Genomic DNA, 18,222 nt, shown 5'->3' on the forward strand with positions numbered 1-18,222 from the left:
CCAATTTCAGCGCCGAACCTCTGCCAGCGGATACACCGACTCCCACCCTCCCCCCAACGCCTTGTACAGCCCCACCATCGCCAACGACACGCCGGTAGAACTCTCCACCCACTGCTCCTGCGTGGCCAGCAGCGCGCTTTGCACGGTGAGTACGTTGACGAAATCCACCACGCCTTCGACGTACTGGTGCTGCGCGGTGGTCAGGGCGATCTGGTTCTGGCGCACGGCTTCGGCGAGGCTGTCGCGACGCAGTTGGCTGGCGTTGTAGCGGGTCAATTGGTCGTCGATTTCATGCCAGGCGCGCAGCACAGTTTGCTGGTAGGCCAGGGCCGCTTCCTGTTGCTGGGCTTCGCGCAGGTTCAGCATGCCTTGCAGGCGGCCGCCATTGAACAGCGGCAGGCTCACTTGCGGGCCGAAGGCAAACGCGCGAGAGCCCCAGGAGCCGAAATCCGACAGTTGCATGGCCTGGGAGCCGAGGCTGCCGGACAAGGTGATGCGCGGGTAAAAGTCGCCCTTGGCCACGCCGATGCTGGCGGTGGCGGCGTGCAGGCGCGCTTCGGCCTGGCGGATGTCGGGGCGGCGCTCGGCGAGTTCCGACGGCAGGCCGATGGCGACCTGGCGTTGGGTCTGCGGCACGGCAGCATCCTTGGACAATTGCGCGTGCAGGGCTTGAGGTGGCTCGCCCATCAGCAGGCTGAGGGCGTTGATCAACTGGTCCTGGCGTTGCTGCAGATCCGGCAGGCGCGCTTCGATGGCGGCGACCTGGGCGGCGGCTTCGGCGACGTCCAGGTCTGTGGCCACGCCGTCGGCCAGGCGCAGTTGCGAGAGCTTGAGGCTGTGGCGGGCGACATCGAGGTTTTGCTCGGTCACCGCGCGGGTATTTTGCACGCCACGCAGCTGGATATAGTCCTGGGCGGTCTCGGCCAGTACCGACAACAGCACGGCGCGGCGGTCGTTTTCCGCCACTTGCAGGGTGGCGTCGGCGGCTTCGGTTTCGCGTTTGACCCGCCCCCAGAAGTCCAGCTCCCAGGACGCCGAGAAGCCCGCGTCCCACTGGTTGAACGCGGAACGGCCGTTTTCGCCGGAGGGGTCGTTCAAGCCTTTGCCGCTGTTGCGTTTGCGCTGGTAGGCACCCGTGGCGTCGACAGTGGGATAGCGCTCGGCGGTGGTCACCTGGTGCACGGCGCGGCTTTGTTGCAGGCGGCTGCTGGCCAGTTTCAGGTCGAGGTTATCGCTGAGCGCGCGGCGTGTGAGCGCCGACAGTTGCTCATCGTGGAACACGTCCCACCAGCGCTCTTGCAGCGGCTCGCTGACAGCGCGGCTGGCGGCTTGTCGACCCTGAGGTTCGCTCCATTGCGTGGCTTGCGAGGTGTGCGGGCGCTGAAAATCCGGGCCCACGGTGCAGGCGCTCAGGCTGATAACGCTCAGGGTGAGCCAGGCGAGGTGTTTCATTGCTGGGCCACTTCACGCTGCCGCGCGACCGGCTGGGTGTCGACGCTGGCCTCGACCGACATGCCGACCCGCAGGCGCTCGGTCAGCGGCTGGTTGGGTTCGAGGACAATCTTCACCGGAATACGCTGCACCACCTTGGTGAAGTTGCCGGTTGCGTTATCCGGCTTGACCGACGCGAAGGTCACACCCGTGGCGGGGGCAAGGCTCTCCAGATGGCCGTTGAGCAGCTCCCCGTCGAGGCTGTCGACCCGCACCTGCACGGCCTGGCCAGCGTGCATATGGGACAGCTGGGTTTCCTGGAAATTGGCGACCACGTAGGCCTCGGCCAACGGCACCACCGCGAGGATCTTGCTGCCCGGCGTCACATAGGCCCCCACCCGCACCGCGCGCTCACCGACCATGCCATCCACCGGCGCGACGATGCGCGTATAGGACAGCTGATAGCTGGCCATTTCCAACGCGGCCTGGGCACGCTTGAGCCCACCTTCGGCGGCATCGCGCTGGGCCGTGAGGATTTCCACCTGCTTGCGCTCGGCCGCCAGCACCGCCGTTGCGTTGGCCAGGCGCGCGGTGGCCTGGTCGATGCGGGTCTTGGCTTGCTGGGCGTTCTGCACGGTACCCGCGCCCACCCCGGCGAGGTGGTTGTAGCGGTTCAGTTCGTGTTCGGCGAAGGCCACTTCGGCGCGGTCTGCCGCCACGGTGGCCTGGGCCTGGGCGATCACCGAGGTTTGGCGCTCCAGGGTCGCGGTGGCGTTTTTCAGCTGGGCCTGGGCGACCAGGGTGTCGGCGTCGGCGGCCTGGGCGGCGGCGCGAAAATCGCGGTCGTCGATCAGCGCCAACAGTTGGCCGGCCTTGACGCGCTGGTTGTCTTCCACCAGCACTTCCTTGATAAAGCCCGCCACACGTGGCGCCACCAGGGTGAAATCGGCGGCGACGAAGGCGTCGTTGGTAGCCTGGCGCTTGTTGCCCAACAGGCCGGGCGCAACCAGGTACACCAGCACCCCGACGGCAAACACGGCGATAACGGAGACGGCGATTTTGTCTTTGCGTTTCATGGGAAGTCCTTGTGGCTAGGTTGGTGCGCGAGGCGGAAAAATCCGCGTGGGCATCCAGAAAATCAGCAGGATCAACGCCACCGCGACAGCGGCCATGACGTAATAGAGATCCGAAGAAGTCAGCACCACGGCCTGCTCGTGCAGGCGGTGGGCCAGGCCCGGCGCATCGCCGTCGGCCAGCGGCGAGTTACCCAGGCGGTCCACCAGCATGGTCGAGTGAAAGTGCAGGCGCTGGGTGGTCAGCGCATCCAGCACACCGGTGGCAATCACGGCGGCCAGGCCTTTGACGGTGTTGAACCAGGCCGAGGCGAACGGCCCATCCGCCGGTTGGATGCTGCCGGTGGAAAGCATCAGCAGCGGCAACACCGCCATGGGCTGCCCGAAGATTTGCAGCAGGTACAGGCCGTAGAAATCGTCGCGAATCCACGCCGAGGTCAGGTGCGCACTGCCCACGCAGCACAGCACCAACATCCCCAGCCCGATCCCCAGTACCCAGCGGCAATCGACCCAACGCAGGTTGCACAACGCAGCCACCAGAGGCAGCGCGATCAATTGCGGCAGCGCCATCAGCAGCATCACCGGCGCGGTTTGCAGGGGGCGATAACCCTGGACCTGAGCGAGGAAACTCGAGGGGATGATGATCACCGAGGTCAGCACCATCAGCACGCCTGCCAGCACGATCAGGGCAAAAGCCAGGTTACGCAGGCCGAGCATCTGCAACTTGAAAAACGGCATCGGGTGCGACCATTCATTGAACATGAACAGCACCAGCAGCACGCTGCCGCCGCACAGCAGGAAGGTGATCAGGCCCGACTCGAACCAGTCCAGGCGATTGCCCTGCAGAATGCCGATCACCAGCATGCAGATCGCCGGAAACCCCAGCAGCAGGCCGCGCCAGTTGAACTGCTTGAAGCGCTCCAGGCGCAGCGGGTCTTGCGGCAAGCCGTAAGCCACGGCGGCCATCGCCAGCAGACACGGCCCGACGATCTGCCAGAACGCCCACTGCCAGCCGACATATTCAGTCCACAGCGCCGCCAACGGCGTGCCGAGGCTCGGCCCGAACGTGGCGGTAAGCGCGTAGCCGGCCAGGCCATACAGCTTGACGTTGGCCGGCAGGAAGCGCAGCGCCACGGTCATCAGCATCGGCGGCAATGCGCCGCCCGCCAGGCCTTGGACGGTACGCAGCAACAGCAGGCTTTCGTAGTTGGGCGCAAACGGGCAAAGGATGCCAAGCACGGTGAACAGGCCGATGGCGCACAGGGTGAAGCGCCGCAGGGAAAACGTCACCGAACACCAGGGCGCAAAGGCCATGGCCGACACGGAGGTGGCCGTGTACGCAGCGACCAGCCAGGTGCCTTCGTCAAAACCGATGTACAGCGCACCGCGAATATCCGCGAGGGCCACCTTGGTGACCATCTCGTTGAGACCGGACACTAGTACCGCCAGCAACACGCCGACCAGGCCGATGATGATGCGCGAGCCAAATACAGGCGGGGTGATAGCGGTGGGTTTGGCTGCAGCCGCAAGCGTGGGGGCAGCGAGGGAAGTCATGAACAGGTAACTCGGAATTAGAAATACCCGAGCAGTTTAATCAGGCACATGCATGACAAAAAGTTACATGTTGGCAGGGTATAAGTGCGCCAGACACAATCCTGGATTCACTATAGAACCCTTGTGGGAGGGGGCTTGCTCCCGATTGCGGTGGATTAAATAGAAAATCTGGGTCTGGCACACAGCAATCGGGAGCAAGCCTCCTCCCACATTTTGACCGTGCATGGCTTGTAAATCAGGTCGGCTGTGCTTCCAGCCAGGTGGCGTGGCAGCTCTCACGCATCGTCTCGCGCAACCATCTATGAGCCGGGTCTTTGTCGAAGCGCGGGTGCCAGGATTGGGCCAATACCAACGTCGGCAGCGAGATCGGCAACGCAAACGCGCGCAGTGGCAGCTTCAGGCGATTGGCGCTGTAGAGCGCCTCTTTGGGCACCGGCAGAATCAGGTCGGAGTCGGGCAACATGAACATCGCACCGTGAAAGCCCGGGGCAATCATCGCCACGCGTCGCTCCAGGCCCTGAGCATTCAGTGCAGTGTCAATCGGGCCACGGGCGATGCCACGCCGCGAGATGCTGATATGGGAATAGCTGGCGAAGCGCGCTGCGGTGATCTCTTCGTCAAACAACGGATGGTCCTCGCGCGCGAGGCCCACGAAGGTGGTGGAAAACAGGTTCTGCACCTTCACTTCCGGGGTGACCGGCATAGTGTTGCTCACCCGTAGATCCAGCCGCCCCTCGCGCAGCGCTTCGTCGTCGGTGTCGCCTTCGGGTACGAAACACAGCTCGCACAACGGCGCCATGCGCTCCATGGTGTCGAACAGGCGTCCACCATACACGCCGATGAAAAAGTCATTGGCGCGCACGCTGAAGCGACGGCGCAGGGTGCTCAGGTCAACCTGATCCGCCGAGCGAAACAACAACGCCGCCTGCTCCACCACGTTGCGCACCTGGCTCTGCAACTGCAAGGCCTTGGGCGTGGGTACCAGCCCGCGACCGGCGCGTACCAGGATCGGATCGCCCACCGCTTCTCGAATACGTGTGAGGGTACGGCTCATGGCCGCCGGGCTGAGGTTCATCCGCCGCGCGGCGCCCACCACGCTGCCCTCGTCGAGCAGGGCGTCGAGGGCGACCAGCAGGTTCATGTCGGGTAGTTGCATGCCAAGCACTCATGATCAGTCGGGAGTGAGCTGGCCGCAATCGTAGCAGGATGGGTGTATCAGCGCTGCATGCCCCAACGCTTCACGGTGAGCCGCTCGAAGGTGTCGAACACCAGGTTCTCCACCAGCAGGCCGATCAGGATCACCACCGCCAACCCGGCGAATACCTTGTCGGTGTACAGCTCATTGCGGTTCTGGAAGATGTACCAGCCCAGACCGCCCTTGCCGCTGGTCGCACCGAATACCAGCTCGGCGGCGATCAGGGTGCGCCAGGCGAAGGCCCAGCCGATTTTCAGGCCGGCGAGGATCGACGGCAGTGCCGCCGGGATCAGGATGAACACCACGAAACGCATGCCGTTGAGGCCATAGTTGCGGCCGGCCATGCGCAGGGTTTCGGACACGCCGAGAAACCCCGAATACGTGTTGAGCGCCAGCGCCCACAACACCGAATGCACCAGCACGAAGATCAGGCTGTTCTGGCCCAGGCCAAACCACAGCAGCGCCAACGGCAATAAAGCGATGGCCGGCAGTGGGTTGAACATTGAGGTCAGGGTGCTCAGCAGGTCACGGCCCAGTTGCGTCGACACCGCGAGGGTGGTCAGGGCAAACGCCAGCACGATGCCGATCAGGTAGCCCTTGATCAGCACCACCAGCGAGATGCTCACCTTGCTCAGCAGTTCGCCACTGAGCAGGCCGTCGTAGAGCGCGTGAAAGGTCTGCAGGAAACTCGGCAGCAGCAGGTCGTTGTTCTGGTAGCGCGCGACGGCTTCCCAAAGGATCGCGAGCACGATCAGGATCAGCCCCTTGCGCAGCCAGCCTTGTTGCCACAGGCGTTGGCGCAGGGGCAGTTCGCGTTCAACGGGGACGCTGAGCAGCGGCTCAAGGGTAATTTCGTATTCCTGGCGCATTGGGTTGTCCCCTTAGTAAGCGATGCGGATATCGGCGAAACCCAACTCACGTTCGGCCTCGGGCGCTTCATCGAACAGCAGGCGATGAATCCGTCGCGCCGACGCCTGGAACTCCACGCCACCGAGGCTGTGCAGGTCGTATTGATGACTGTGGATTTCCGCGCGCACGCGCCCCGGGTGCGGCGACAACAACAGGATGCGATTGCCCACCACCAGCGCTTCTTCGATGGAGTGGGTGACGAACAGCAGGGTGAAGCGCACCTCTTCCCAGAGCAGCAGCAATTCTTCCTGCATCTTGCGCCGGGTCAGGGCGTCGAGGGCGGCGAAGGGCTCATCCATCAGCAGGATTTTCGGCTGCATGGCCAGGGCGCGGGCGATGGCCACGCGGGCTTTCATACCGCCGGAAAGCGTGTGCGGGTAAGCGTCGGCAAAGGCGGTGAGGCCGACTTTATCGAGGTAGTGCAGTGCCCGCTCTTCGGCTTCGCGACGCGGTAAGGTTTTCGACGCCAGCAGCGGAAACATCACGTTCTGCTTGACGGTTTTCCACGGCGGCAACTGGTCGAACTCCTGGAACACCACGATGCGATCGGGGCCCGGCTGTTCGACCTTTTGCCCCAGCAGGCGGATCTCGCCTTCGCAGGGTGTGATAAACCCGGCAATGGACTTGAGCAGTGTGGATTTTCCGCAACCCGATGGGCCGAGCAACACGTAGCGATCCGCCGGGTCGATCTCGAAGCTGACTTGATGAGTGGCCCGCACCACGCGCTCCGGTGTGCGGTATTCCAGGCTGACGTTATCCACCGCCAGCAATGGCAAGCGGGTGTGCAGGTTGCTGGCCGTGTGGCCTTGCAAGGGCGCGTTCATCTCAACTTCCTTGCAGGGGCTTGGCGTCCTGGAAGAAGTAGTCCTTCCACGATTCAGGCTTGTTTTTGATGGCGCCGACGCGGTAGAGGAACTCCGCCAGCGGGTAGGTGTTTTTCGGCGTGACGCTGAATTCGAACTGCGGGTTGTCGATGATTTTCAGCAACTCGGCGCGGTCGATCCTGGCCTTGGTGACACGGATGTAAGTGTCGGCCGCAGCGCCTTTATCGTTCTGGGCGAACTGCGCGGCTTCGGTCAACGCCTCGAGAAACGCCTTGTAGGTTTTCGGGTTGTCGTTGCGGAATTTTTCGGTGGCGAACAGCACCGTCGGCGAGTTTGGCCCCAGCAGGTCGTAGGTGTTCAGCACCACATGCACGTTAGGGTTGGCCAGGGCCTGGTCCTGGAATGGCGGGTTGGAAAAGTGCCCGGTCAGTTCGGTGCCACCAGCGATCAGGGCAGCGGTGGCATCCGGGTGCGGGACAGCGACGGTGTACTTGTCGAGGCGATTGAATTCCTTGTCGCCCCATTGCTTGGCGGCGGCATATTGCAGGAAGCGCGACTGTACCGACACGCCCACCGCCGGCACGGCGATACGGTCCTTGTCGGTGAAGTCGGCAATGGTCTTGACCTTGGGATTGTTACTCACCAGGTAGTAGGGGAAGTTGCCCAGGGAGGCCACGGCCTTGACGTTCTGCTTGCCGTGGGTGCGGTCCCAGATGGTCAGCAGCGGGCCGACGCCGGCACCGGCGATGTCGATAGAACCGGAGAGCAGTGCGTCGTTGACCGCGGCGCCGCCGGACAGCTGGGTCCAATCGACCTTGATGTCGAGGCCTTCCTGCTTGCCATATTTTTCGATCAGGTTCTGGTCGCGCACCACGTTAAGCAGCAGGTAGACGATGCCGAACTGTTCGGCGATGCGGATCTCGCCTTCGGCTTGCGCGGACGTCGGCGCGACCAGGCTGCCGGCCAACAGGCTGACACTCAGGCCGACAGTCGCGGCCAGCCGTGCAAATGGAATGTTCCTGGACATGGTCATGCTCCGAATCAGAAAGGCGCGTCGCCCTGGATGGTGGTGCGAAAGAGCTTGCGGCGCAGATGGCTCGGGCAACCGGCGGCCAGGTGGATCAGCGAGCGGTTGTCCCAGAACACCAGGTCGTGGGGCTGCCATTGGTGGCGGTAGATGTTCTGCGGCAGCACGCTGTGGGCGTAGAGCTGGGCCAGCAGGTCGCGGCTTTCGTCTTCCGGCAGGCCGACGATGCGGGTGGTGAAGCCTTCACTGACGAACAGCGCCTTGCGGCCGTTTTCCGGGTGGGTGCGCACGATGGGGTGAACCACTTCCGCGACTTGGGCAAGCTGCTCGGGCGTCAACGTCGGCCGCCAGTTGCCTTCGAATTTGGTTTCGCTGTAGCGCGCGGTATAAGAGTGCGCGGCACTGCGGCCTTCAACGGCTTTACGCAGGTGCTCGGGCAGTTGATCCCAGGCTTTGTGCATGTCGGCGAACAGGGTATCGCCGCCTTCGGACGGCAGCTCCTGGGCGTGGAGCATCGAGCCCAGGCTCGGCAGCTCTTTATAGGACAGGTCCGAGTGCCAGAATTTGCCTGCGTCACCCAGGCCGATGGATTGGCCGTTTTCGATGATATTGGAGACGATCAGGATTTCCGGGTGGTTGGCCAGCAGGAATTGTTTGAGCACGTGGATTTGCAGTACGCCAAAGCGGCGACTGAAGGCGATCTGTTGTTCGGGGGTGATGCGCTGGTCGCGGAACACTACGACGTGATGGTTCAGGTGCGCGCGGTGAATGCGGGCGAAATCCTGATCGTTGACCGGGCGGGACAAGTCCAGGCCGATGATCTCGGCACCCACGCTGCCAGGCAGTGGTCGAATCTCGAATGCTTGGGCGCAGAGGGCCGCTGTTGGAACAGTAGAGGTGGCGGACATGAGGTCACTCCCGATCAGTCAGGAGAGTGACTTTATAGATATAAGAACGGCAATTTAAATACCGTTAAAGAATATCGATATAGGGGAATGTCGCAACATGGCACTGGCGCGTCAGACCCCGCAAAGCCTGCATGTGGGCCGCCGGAATCACGCGTTGAAACGCTTACAAGCCGAAACTGTGCTGGTTTGACAAGCTTATGGGCAGCCTCTAGTGTGCATTGGATCCAATTAGCCACCACTATTTTAATAAGGACGATAGCGTAACCGTGACGCAGAAGCCGAATCCTTTGAACAGCATCAAGGTCAGCGGTCCTATTCCCGCCCATCTTGCTCGCTCCGTGATTGAAGAAACCTTGCGCAATGCCATCCTTGATGGCCGCTTGCCCTGCGGTACCGCCATGCGTCAGCAGGAGCTGGCCAGCCTGTTCGGGGTCAGCCGCATGCCGGTGCGTGAAGCCTTGCGCCAGTTGGAAGCCCAGTCGCTGCTGCACGTGGTCACCCACAAGGGCGCCGTGGTTGCACCGTTGATCGAAGACAATTCGGCTGAAACCTATGAGCTGCGAATGTTGCTGGAGTCTGAAGCCCTGCGCTTGTCGATTCCCTTGCTGACCGAAGCCGATATCGCCGAGGCAGACACGTTCATCTGTGCCCTGGAACAGGAAAAAGACTACACCGAGATTGGCCGTCTCAATCGCCTGTTTCACATGACCCTGTATAGCAAGGCTCCCAACCAGAGGTTGCTCAAGCTGGTGGAGCACGGGCTGAATGAGGAGGAGCGCTTCCTGCGCTTCAACCTTGAGGCGATGGGGCTGGGCGAGACATCTCAGGAAGACCACCGCGAACTGCTGAACCTTGTGGCACAAAAGAAAGTCCAGGAAAGTATCCTGACACTGCGTAATCACTTGATGCGCGGGATGGAAGTGATCACAACCTATCTCAATAACCTGGATGCCAGCGGAGCGAAGACTCTTTAATAAGGTGTCAGGTCTCTTATCTTGCCCGCCGAGCGCCGCGGGGTTCCCTACCTGACCGGTGGCGCCCCGCGCAGAAGAAACTTCCCACTCTTATAAAGTAAGTTGCCGACAGCTTATATTATTTAGAAAAACATCTAATGCATTCATATACTCGCCAATTTGTTTAGCCCGCTTATTATCTTTCCTTACTAGACCAGACACTCAAATCGACCGTGCAGCCCCACTTGCGTGAGCGCTCGTGCGCGCAAAGCCTGGTTTACATCTTTTTATCTTCTTGCCGCATACAAAAGTCCAATGCTGTTTTAGCGGCAGACGCAATAACTTATAGGCATCAACCATGTACCAACCTTTGCTGGAACAAAGAAAACGGCTGTTGTGCAGCCATCCGTTATTTCCGGAAATAACTTCGCTGGAAAAGTTACAACTATTCATGGAACACCATGTGTTCGCTGTTTGGGACTTCATGACACTCACCAAACGCCTGCAACAGGACCTGACTTGCACTCGCCTACCCTGGCTGCCACCGGCCGACCCGCAAGCTGCACGCCTGATCAATGAGATTGTGCTGGGCGAAGAATCAGACTCTCACCCCAGGCAAGGCCATTGCAGCCACTTCGAGTGGTACCTGGAAGCCATGGTCGAAGTCGGCGCCAGCACCTCGGCGATACACCGTTTCATTGCACTGCAGCACCAAGCCGTGGAAGCAAGCACTGCACTGCGCATGGCCGATGTTCCTGCTGGCGCAGCGCGCTTCGTCAGTGACACGCTGCGCATGGCGCTGGAAGCCCCTACACATTGCGTAGCAGCCGCATTCCTTCATGGGCGTGAGCGCGTCATCCCAAGTATGTTCGAACACCTCCTGCAGCCCGACACGCTCATCCATCGCCAGGCATCCGCCTTGTGTGGTTACTTCGAGCGCCACATTGAGGTGGACACTGAGCATCATGGGCGAGCAGCAGAGCAGTTGCTCGAACGCCTGGTGGGTGCCGACCCGACTTATCCGCAGCAGGCCCACGACGCAGCCCTTGCCGCCGTAGAAAGCCGTATCACGTTCTGGGACGAGGTGCAGGCCGCACTGCAAGAGGTGCACCCATGAATACGGCTGGCTACACCACCATCGCCGACGACTGGGAACGCCGCGCAACCATCCGAACCCGCCCTCGCCGCTTGCTGGAAGACGATGACAAGCTGATCTACCCACTGTGCCGTCAGCCCTTGGTACTCAGCGAGACCTTCATGGAACATTGCCCGCAGTGGCGCGACTTCGTGCTGGTGCAGAGCTTCTACAAATTCATCCACGACGTGGTTATTTTCGAAACCGAAATCGTCGACAAGACCGCGCGCAGCATTGCCAAGAATCGCTTCTCGCTGCCCTTCCCCCTCGCCTGTCGCGTTGATGCGATGACGGTTGTGGTGGACGAGGACTACCACGCCTTGGTGGCCCTGGATTTCATGCAACAGACTGTCGCAATGACGGGCGTACAACCGCTCGACCTGCCCGGGCATATCGAACTGAGTCGTGCGCTGCCGGCGGCGCAGGCGCAGGCTCCGGCACACCTGAGCGATGCAGTAGAGCTGATTGGCGTAGCCATCGCCGAAAACACCGTGACCCACGATGTAGCAGCGTTTTCCAAGGACCGCAGTGTCAAGGCCTCCATACGAGGTTTGATGGACGACCACCTGTTTGACGAAGGTCGCCACGCGCAGTTCTGGACGCGGCTGGTGCGCATCTACTGGCAAGCCGCGAGCCCGGACGACCGTGACAGCATCGCCCAGGTACTGCCAACATTCCTGGCGCACTATCTGACCAACGACCTGCAGAAAAACTTCGACCTGCACCTGATCGAACACCTCGACATCAGCGAGCGCCTGCGCGGTGTGCTGCGCGATGAAATATCAGCGCTGGCGTTCCCCATCACCCGCCAGCACCCGTTGATGAGCAATATCATGGGCTTCCTGCAACACAGCGGCTTGCTGCAAACGCCGAGTGTGGGGCAGGTGCTGAACGACTACCTGTCGGTGTCGCCATGAGGTGCCTGACCATCGGCTGGTGCGGCACAAGCAAGGCACTTGGCGAAATCAGGCTAATACTGGAACAGTACGGCCATGTGTCGGGGGATGAGGCCACCGACCTGTGGATTGAAGACGGTAGCCTGCCGTTGCCGGATGACCTGGGCGAAACCACCTGTATATGCCTGCGCCTGGGGGTGGGCCCGTTAACCAGCAGCGGGTTACCCACGCTGCAATTGCGCGCCTATGACCATGACCGACGTTTGTTTGCCGCGCTGGGCATTGCCGAGGAGCCCAGTGGTAACGGCCAGCGTCTGCGTCAGCAGGCAACAACTGCGCTGGTGGATTGGGTCGCGCTACTCGTCAGTGGCTTCTCACGTGACCCCGAGTATCTCTCTAGGAGCGCGGTTGCCACTGACTGGCCCGAGCACGATTTGCACGGGCTAGAGCCGTTGGCATTCATGCATCGATTCAATCGCACGGCAGACCCCGATCTGATCCGGGAAGCCCAGGTGCCGGTGATCGAGCGGGTGCAGGCCAGCCTTAATCTGTTCGCCGACCGGCCGGCGCTGAACATGGCGGGGCACACCGTGACCTACCGCCAACTACACCTGCGGGCCATGGCGATTCAGCAGCGATTGCGCCCGCTGCTGGAGGCGCTTGAGGCGCCACCGGTGATCGGTGTATGCCTGGAAAAGTCCATGGAGTTGTATGCCAGCATTCTTGCCGTGCTGGGCAGTGGTGCGGTGTACCTGCCACTGGGACCTGATCAGCCCGCCCAACGCCACCGGGCCATGCTCGAAAACGCCGGGGCGAGTGTATTGCTGGATGCAGGCCAGCATCCATTACGGGAGCGTTTCATTTCTCTGGATGTCAGCGCAGTCGAGCCGCTCAACGCCAACTCAGCATCCTCGTTGATGCACAATCGCCCCTGCGCGCATATGCCGTGCATGGTGCTCTATACATCGGGTAGTACGGGCCAGCCCAAGGGTGTGCTGCTCAGCCAAGGCAACCTGGCACATTTCACGGCCTGGTTCGGGTCGTGCATAACGCTAGATGAACGGAGCCACGTCCTGCAATTTTCGCCCTTGGGTTTCGACTCGTCACTGATCGAAATCTTCCCCGCCCTGATTGCCGGCGCCGAGTTGATCGTACCCAGCGAGGAACAGCGACACGACCCTGGACAACTGGTGGAATTGCTCCGCCGACAGCGTGTCACTCATGCCTTCCTGCCGCCTGCGCTGCTCAATATCCTGCCGCTGGATCCCCCCCTGGGCGTGACGCATCTGCTCACCGGTGGCGATGCCTGCGAACCCCATGTAATCGAGCGTCTGGCAGGACAGTGTCAGTTGCACAACCTCTATGGCCCCACCGAAACCACAGTACTGATTACGCACCGGACGTTCGACCCCGATGACAATAATCGTAATGTCGGCCACCCCATCGCCAATAGCCAGGTGCTGATCCTCGATGACGATCTGCAACCGGTGGACGAGCGGGTGATGGGTGAGCTGTACATCGTCGGGCCCGGAGTGAGCCTGGGATATGTGAATGCGCCGCGGCAGGCTGACACCCCGTTCGTCGAACTGCTGGTGCCAGGCGGCCAAACGCTGCGGGCCTACCGCAGCGGCGACTTGGCGCAGTGGACCGCCGAAGGCATTGTGCTGGGTGGGCGTCGCGACGATCAGGTAAAGATCCGCGGCTTTCGGGTCGACCCTCGGGAGATTGAACAATGCCTGCGCAGCAGCAGGCTGTATCGTGAGCTGGCCGTGGTGATCGACCATGAAAGCAGGATCTGCGCCTTTGTCGCCCAGCCCGAACCCAACGCTACGCTGGTGGCCTTGCAGCAGCATGCGCGCCAGTGGCTACCGAACTACATGCAACCTGGTTTCTGGGTGGAACTGCCAGCCATGCCGCACAGCAACAACGGCAAAGTCGACCGCAAGGGGCTGCTGTCGCGCCCCTTCCACCCCATTTTGCAGGCCACTCCCCGCGCTGCGCACACGCCACTTCAAGCGCGATTGAGCGACCTTTGGGGTGAGCTGCTGAGCTTGCCCACCAGCCAGTTGCCCATCGATGAAAGCTTCTTCGCACTGGGCGGCCATTCGATTTTGCTGTCGACACTGTTGTTGCGTGTTCGCGAGCAATTTGGCCGTAGTTTCGCGTTGAGCCATTTCATTGAAGTACCGACTATCCGTACGCTCGCAACACTGATGGGGGATGGTGAACTGCCCGACGCATCCTCTGCCCAAGCGGTCATGGACGCTCAACGGGAGTGGATGATCAATCCGTTGCAAGGGGACCGCGCAGGCAATCCGCACAAGGTGATCGTGACCGGGGCCAACAGTTTCGTCGGCGTCCATATTGTCGAGGCGTTGTTGAACGCCGGTGCCACCGAGGTCGCGTGCCTGGTGCGTGACTTGCCGGGGAATCCTGCGATGGCTCGTTTTACCCAGGCGTTGCATGACTACCAACTGGAACATCTGGACCTGAGCCGGGTACGAGTATTTGCCGCCGATATCAGCCGGCCGCGATTGGGTTTGGCCTGTGACGCGTATGACGCACTCGCCGCAGACTTTGGCGCGCTGGTGCATAACGCAGCAAGGGTCAACCACGTAATGGACTACGCCTCACTGGCCAGAGACAACGTCGACCCCATATTCGAATGCCTGCGCCTGTGCGAAACCCGCTGCAAAAAAGTCTTCAACTTTGTCTCGACGTTGTCGGCCGCCAGCAGCATCGGCACGATGGGGCATGTGCTCGAAGCTCCGGCGGCAGACACCCTGCCCCTGTACATCCGAAATGGCTACAACCTCTCCAAGTGGGTAGCCGAGCGGGTCCTGGGACGTGCAGTTGAGCAAGGAGCTTGGGTGAACATCCATCGCCCTGGAAATATCAGCTTCAACAGCCATAACGGAGTCTGCCAGCCACAGAAGAATCGCCTGATGTTGATGCTCAAGGGGTCGCTGCAGTTGGGCATGCTGCCGAGGCTGGGTCTGAATTTCGACCTGATGCCCGTGGACTTTCTTGCTCGCTTCATTGCGTTCCACTGCAATCGCTTTCAAGCCGATAGAAGCGTATTCAACCTGCATAACCCACAACCACTGAGCTGGGAGCACTACCTGGATGCATTCAACCGGGCGGGCCACAGGTTCGAGCGGGTCAGTACTGCGTATTGGCAGCAGACGCTGCGAACGGTGAGCCAGGACAATGCGATGTTTGGTGTACTCGGGTTTTACCTTGATCGACTGGATGAAGACATCGGTGACACCTCGATGATCCTCCATGACAACGCGCGACGCGGCGTTCAGCAGATGGGTGAGCAATACCCCGAAAAAGACCCGGCACTGCTGAGTAAAGGCTGCAACTACCTCAAGACCATCGGCTTTCTTTGAACCGATTCAGGACAACTTCATGAAACCGCTGCAACCCGATACGTTAATTCATAACCCGAACGGCCAGCCGATAATGTCCTCTGTGGTGATCGACTGCCATGCTTCCCGCCTGTGGAACCTAGTGGGGCAGTTTGCAGGCTTCGATGCGTTCATCCCTTCCTTGACGCATATCGAAATGACCGGCAACGGAGTGGGCGCTTTACGCACGAAATTTTTCCGCGATGGCAACCGCGTCGTAGAACAGCTCAATAGCCGGGAAGAGCACGCGATGCACATGACCTGGACCATGATCTACAACACCCTGGGCGTGGCCAGGTTGTGGGCGTCGATCAAAGTAGAAGCGCTTGGAGCGCACTGCTCCAGAGCAACCTGGACCATCATTGCCGACCCCCTGGACACGGCACAGGTAGGATTTGAACAGTTTGTGCAGGGCTTCGCCGACAGCGCGCTGGACAATGTTCGCCGCTTGCTGGGTAAGCGGTAGGAGCGAAACGGCTCGCTCCTACTCGTACACTCAGCGGGTCAGATCTTGAAGCTGTCGACCAGCTGCTTCAACCGATTGGCCTGTTGCGACAACGCATCGCAGTCTTTCAGGGTTTCGTTGAGGTTGGTCACGCCCTGCTGGTTCAGCAGGTTGATCTGGTTGATGTCGACGTTGAGGGTTTCCACCACGGCAGTTTGTTCCTCGGTGGCCGCAGCGACGGATTGGTTCATGCCGTCGATCTCGACAATTCGCTGCGTTACGCTGACCAGGCGCTCACCGGCCTGGTTGGCAACCTGGACACTTTCCTCGCTGGAGGTCTGGCTGGCATTCATGGTGGTCACTGCCTCACGCGAACCCACTTGCAGCGAAGTGATCATTTTATGAATCTCCTCAGCCGACTCCTGGGTACGGTGAGCCAGGTTACGCACCTCGTCGGCGACCACGGCAAACCCGCGTCCGGCTTCCCCGGCACGTGCTGCTTCGATCGCAGCGTTCAGTGCCAGCAAGTTGGTTTGCTGGGAGATACCTTTGATCACATCAAGGATGTGGCCGATATTGTCGGTGCTGGCGTTCAGGGTTTCGATCTGAGTGCAGGACAGGCTGATCTTCTGCGACAGCTCCGACATTGCCAGGATGGTTTGCTCGACCACTTTACGCCCATCATCGGCCTGCTCGCTGGCACCGCTGGCGTGCTGTGAAGCATCGGCGGCGTTACGCGCGATTTCCTGGGTGGCAGCCCCCAGTTCGTTGATTGCGGCGGCCACGCTGTTGGTGCGTGCGCTTTGCTCATCAGAGCCGATGATCGAGGCGTTGGATGATGCCATCACACGCTGAGACAGGTCATGCACCTGACGTGTTGCAGAAGACACTTCGGAAATCGAGGCGTGGATACGCTCCACGAACCGGTTGAACGCGCTGCCCACTTCACCGAACTCGTCTTTACTGGTGACCGTCAAGCGGCGAGTCAGGTCGCCCTCACCCTGGGCAATGTCCTGCATGGCAATGCCCATGGTAGTCAAGGGCCGCAGTAACACTTGAATCAGCAGGCTCAACAGCACGGCAATCGCGACTACGGCGATCAGCATGGCGATCAATGCAGACGTACGGAATTTACCCAGCGGTGCGTAGGCTTTGTCTTTATCAATCGACAGGCCGATATACCAATCTGCACCGGGCAAGCCACTGATAGGCGTGAACGACAGAATGCGATCCTGGCCCTTGAGAACTACGTCCTGATTAACTTTCTCAATACGGACGTTAGTGCCTGGGTAGATGTCCTTGAGGTTTTTCATCACCTGGTCTTCGTCAGGACTTACGATGACTTGGCCGTCTCCGCTGACCAGAAACGCATGGCCGATGCCGCCGAAGTCCACCGAATTGATGATTTTCACCAGAGTTTGCAGGCTCAGGTCTCCGCCGACCACACCGAGCAACTCACCGTTCTTTTTCACCGGCATAGCGATAGTTACGATCTGCCCACCTACGGCGGCCATATAGGGCGGCGTGAGCATGGGTTTATCGGCAGCCACGGCTTGCTTGTACCAGGGACGCTGACGAGGGTCGTAGCCGTCAGGCATTTTTGCGTCCGGGCGCTGGGTGAACACACCGTTGGTTTGACCAACGTAGGTGAACTGGAAGTTCGAAGTGAACGCCGGTTGATCGACCAGCCCCGGGAGATCAGCAGCGCTACCCTGATGGGCAACGTTTTGCGTCAGACTTTCGAGCACCAGTATTCGACCACTGAGCCAGTTCTGCACACTACTGGCGGTGAGCTCGCCGGATTGCTGGATAGACGACTCCAGATTCTGTTTGATTGTGCTGCGCTGCAGATAATCGTTGTAAAGGGTGAATAACGCGAAGGCCAGAACCACAACGCCTGACGCGGCCAACAGAATTTTATGACTGAACTTGAGATTCATTTCATCGACTTCTTTTTGCCAAAGGGGGTGAGCGTGCCGAGAGGAACATTCCATGTAACGGTATAGGCGGCGTCTTGGGCCGCTCTATTTCGGTGCACTCATGGCTCATCAGGCTGTCGGCCAAGCAGGAGGAAAACTTAGGGAATTGTGGGACGAATCGTCTTTTTACGTAGGAAGCCGACCAAAGGTTGTCGTACAAGGCGTAGGTGTAAGGACTTCATCCCTTCAAACGGTGCGACAAATTTTCATTAATACCTGTGTCGCGCTTTTAAAAAATAGACTGGCGCTATGAACCTGATGTTTGGAGCTGGGTAGGCGTATCTGCTCGCTTACAACGTTTATAAACCCTCTAAACGACAAAACCCCTGTCTGCATGAGCAGACAGGGGTTCTGGAATTTAATCTTGACGATGACCTACTCTCACATGGGGAAACCCCACACTACCATCGGCGATGCATCGTTTCACTACTGAGTTCGGGATGGGATCAGGTGGTTCCAATGCTCTATGGTCGTCAAGAA

The 18,222-nt window shown here is 60.3% G+C and carries 14 protein-coding genes and 1 rRNA gene; 5 read left to right on the top strand and 10 right to left on the bottom strand.

Features of this window, described 5'->3' with window-relative positions:
• Window positions 1-6: 6 nt before the first annotated feature.
• From HCF10_RS30120 to HCF10_RS30155, 8 genes are all read right to left on the bottom strand, one after another.
• Window positions 7-1,452: an efflux transporter outer membrane subunit gene (locus HCF10_RS30120; protein WP_167657011.1), complete on the bottom strand. Its 1,446-nt coding sequence runs from the start codon at window positions 1,450-1,452 to the stop codon at window positions 7-9.
• Window positions 1,449-2,507: an HlyD family secretion protein gene (locus HCF10_RS30125; protein ID WP_167657012.1), complete on the bottom strand. Its 1,059-nt coding sequence runs from the start codon at window positions 2,505-2,507 to the stop codon at window positions 1,449-1,451. The genes HCF10_RS30120 and HCF10_RS30125 overlap by 4 nt, the downstream gene beginning before the upstream one ends.
• Window positions 2,508-2,522: 15 nt before the next feature.
• A complete protein-coding gene (locus HCF10_RS30130) occupies window positions 2,523-4,058 on the bottom strand; it encodes an MFS transporter (protein WP_167657013.1) in 1,536 nt (511 codons plus the stop codon).
• Between the two features lie 235 nt (window positions 4,059-4,293).
• Entirely contained in the window at window positions 4,294-5,214 is a 921-nt protein-coding gene (locus HCF10_RS30135; protein ID WP_145335684.1) for a LysR family transcriptional regulator, read from the bottom strand.
• A gap of 59 nt (window positions 5,215-5,273) precedes the next feature.
• The gene (locus HCF10_RS30140; RefSeq protein WP_131700475.1) at window positions 5,274-6,122 is read right to left on the bottom strand and encodes an ABC transporter permease; all 849 of its coding nucleotides are present in this window, start codon (window positions 6,120-6,122) and stop codon (window positions 5,274-5,276) included.
• 12 nt (window positions 6,123-6,134) lie between these two features.
• Entirely contained in the window at window positions 6,135-6,986 is an 852-nt protein-coding gene (locus HCF10_RS30145; protein ID WP_167657014.1) for an ABC transporter ATP-binding protein, read from the bottom strand.
• A 1-nt stretch (window position 6,987) separates the two neighbouring features.
• Window positions 6,988-8,013: an ABC transporter substrate-binding protein gene (locus tag HCF10_RS30150; RefSeq protein ID WP_167657015.1), complete on the bottom strand. Its 1,026-nt coding sequence runs from the start codon at window positions 8,011-8,013 to the stop codon at window positions 6,988-6,990.
• 14 nt (window positions 8,014-8,027) lie between these two features.
• A complete protein-coding gene (locus HCF10_RS30155; protein ID WP_167657016.1) occupies window positions 8,028-8,921 on the bottom strand; it encodes a TauD/TfdA dioxygenase family protein in 894 nt (297 codons plus the stop codon).
• A 266-nt stretch (window positions 8,922-9,187) separates the two neighbouring features.
• Here HCF10_RS30155 and HCF10_RS30160 point away from each other — a divergent pair, with 266 nt between their 5' ends.
• The 5 genes from HCF10_RS30160 (at window position 9,188) to HCF10_RS30180 (ending at window position 15,784) form a co-directional block, all read left to right on the top strand.
• A complete protein-coding gene (locus HCF10_RS30160; protein WP_131700471.1) occupies window positions 9,188-9,895 on the top strand; it encodes a GntR family transcriptional regulator in 708 nt (235 codons plus the stop codon).
• A gap of 337 nt (window positions 9,896-10,232) precedes the next feature.
• Window positions 10,233-10,991 (top strand): DUF3050 domain-containing protein, encoded by a 759-nt coding sequence (locus HCF10_RS30165; RefSeq protein WP_167657017.1) that lies wholly within the window; start codon window positions 10,233-10,235, stop codon window positions 10,989-10,991.
• Window positions 10,988-11,926: a diiron oxygenase gene (locus tag HCF10_RS30170; RefSeq protein ID WP_145335674.1), complete on the top strand. Its 939-nt coding sequence runs from the start codon at window positions 10,988-10,990 to the stop codon at window positions 11,924-11,926. Before HCF10_RS30165 ends, HCF10_RS30170 begins: the two co-directional genes overlap by 4 nt.
• The gene (locus HCF10_RS30175) at window positions 11,923-15,300 is read left to right on the top strand and encodes an amino acid adenylation domain-containing protein (RefSeq protein ID WP_167657018.1); all 3,378 of its coding nucleotides are present in this window, start codon (window positions 11,923-11,925) and stop codon (window positions 15,298-15,300) included. The genes HCF10_RS30170 and HCF10_RS30175 overlap by 4 nt, the downstream gene beginning before the upstream one ends.
• Window positions 15,301-15,319: 19 nt before the next feature.
• Entirely contained in the window at window positions 15,320-15,784 is a 465-nt protein-coding gene (locus HCF10_RS30180; protein WP_145335671.1) for an SRPBCC family protein, read from the top strand.
• 38 nt (window positions 15,785-15,822) lie between these two features.
• On the opposite strand, the gene HCF10_RS30185 is transcribed toward HCF10_RS30180, so the two are convergent.
• Together HCF10_RS30185 and rrf are read right to left on the bottom strand one after the other, a co-directional pair.
• Window positions 15,823-17,703, bottom strand: a complete 1,881-nt coding sequence (locus tag HCF10_RS30185) for a methyl-accepting chemotaxis protein (protein ID WP_027608051.1) — start codon at window positions 17,701-17,703, stop codon at window positions 15,823-15,825.
• Between the two features lie 401 nt (window positions 17,704-18,104).
• Window positions 18,105-18,220: ribosomal RNA gene (rrf, locus tag HCF10_RS30190) — 5S ribosomal RNA — on the bottom strand.
• Between the last annotated feature and the right edge of the window lie 2 nt (window positions 18,221-18,222).

The sequence above is a fragment of the Pseudomonas sp. B14(2022) genome (assembly GCF_012030485.1).
Lineage (GTDB): Bacteria > Pseudomonadota > Gammaproteobacteria > Pseudomonadales > Pseudomonadaceae > Aquipseudomonas.

Excerpts from the sequence above, each read along its gene's own strand:
- HCF10_RS30120 (WP_167657011.1), bottom strand. The coding sequence starts at position 1,452 with ATGAAACACCTCGCCTGGCTCACCCTGAGCGTTATCAGCCTGAGCGCC.
- HCF10_RS30125 (WP_167657012.1), bottom strand. The coding sequence starts at position 2,507 with ATGAAACGCAAAGACAAAATCGCCGTCTCCGTTATCGCCGTGTTTGCC.
- HCF10_RS30130 (WP_167657013.1), bottom strand. The coding sequence starts at position 4,058 with ATGACTTCCCTCGCTGCCCCCACGCTTGCGGCTGCAGCCAAACCCACC.
- HCF10_RS30135 (WP_145335684.1), bottom strand. The coding sequence starts at position 5,214 with ATGCAACTACCCGACATGAACCTGCTGGTCGCCCTCGACGCCCTGCTC.
- HCF10_RS30140 (WP_131700475.1), bottom strand. The coding sequence starts at position 6,122 with ATGCGCCAGGAATACGAAATTACCCTTGAGCCGCTGCTCAGCGTCCCC.
- HCF10_RS30145 (WP_167657014.1), bottom strand. The coding sequence starts at position 6,986 with ATGAACGCGCCCTTGCAAGGCCACACGGCCAGCAACCTGCACACCCGC.
- HCF10_RS30150 (WP_167657015.1), bottom strand. The coding sequence starts at position 8,013 with ATGTCCAGGAACATTCCATTTGCACGGCTGGCCGCGACTGTCGGCCTG.
- HCF10_RS30155 (WP_167657016.1), bottom strand. The coding sequence starts at position 8,921 with ATGTCCGCCACCTCTACTGTTCCAACAGCGGCCCTCTGCGCCCAAGCA.
- HCF10_RS30165 (WP_167657017.1), top strand. The coding sequence starts at position 10,233 with ATGTACCAACCTTTGCTGGAACAAAGAAAACGGCTGTTGTGCAGCCAT.
- HCF10_RS30170 (WP_145335674.1), top strand. The coding sequence starts at position 10,988 with ATGAATACGGCTGGCTACACCACCATCGCCGACGACTGGGAACGCCGC.
- HCF10_RS30175 (WP_167657018.1), top strand. The coding sequence starts at position 11,923 with ATGAGGTGCCTGACCATCGGCTGGTGCGGCACAAGCAAGGCACTTGGC.
- HCF10_RS30180 (WP_145335671.1), top strand. The coding sequence starts at position 15,320 with ATGAAACCGCTGCAACCCGATACGTTAATTCATAACCCGAACGGCCAG.
- HCF10_RS30185 (WP_027608051.1), bottom strand. The coding sequence starts at position 17,703 with ATGAATCTCAAGTTCAGTCATAAAATTCTGTTGGCCGCGTCAGGCGTT.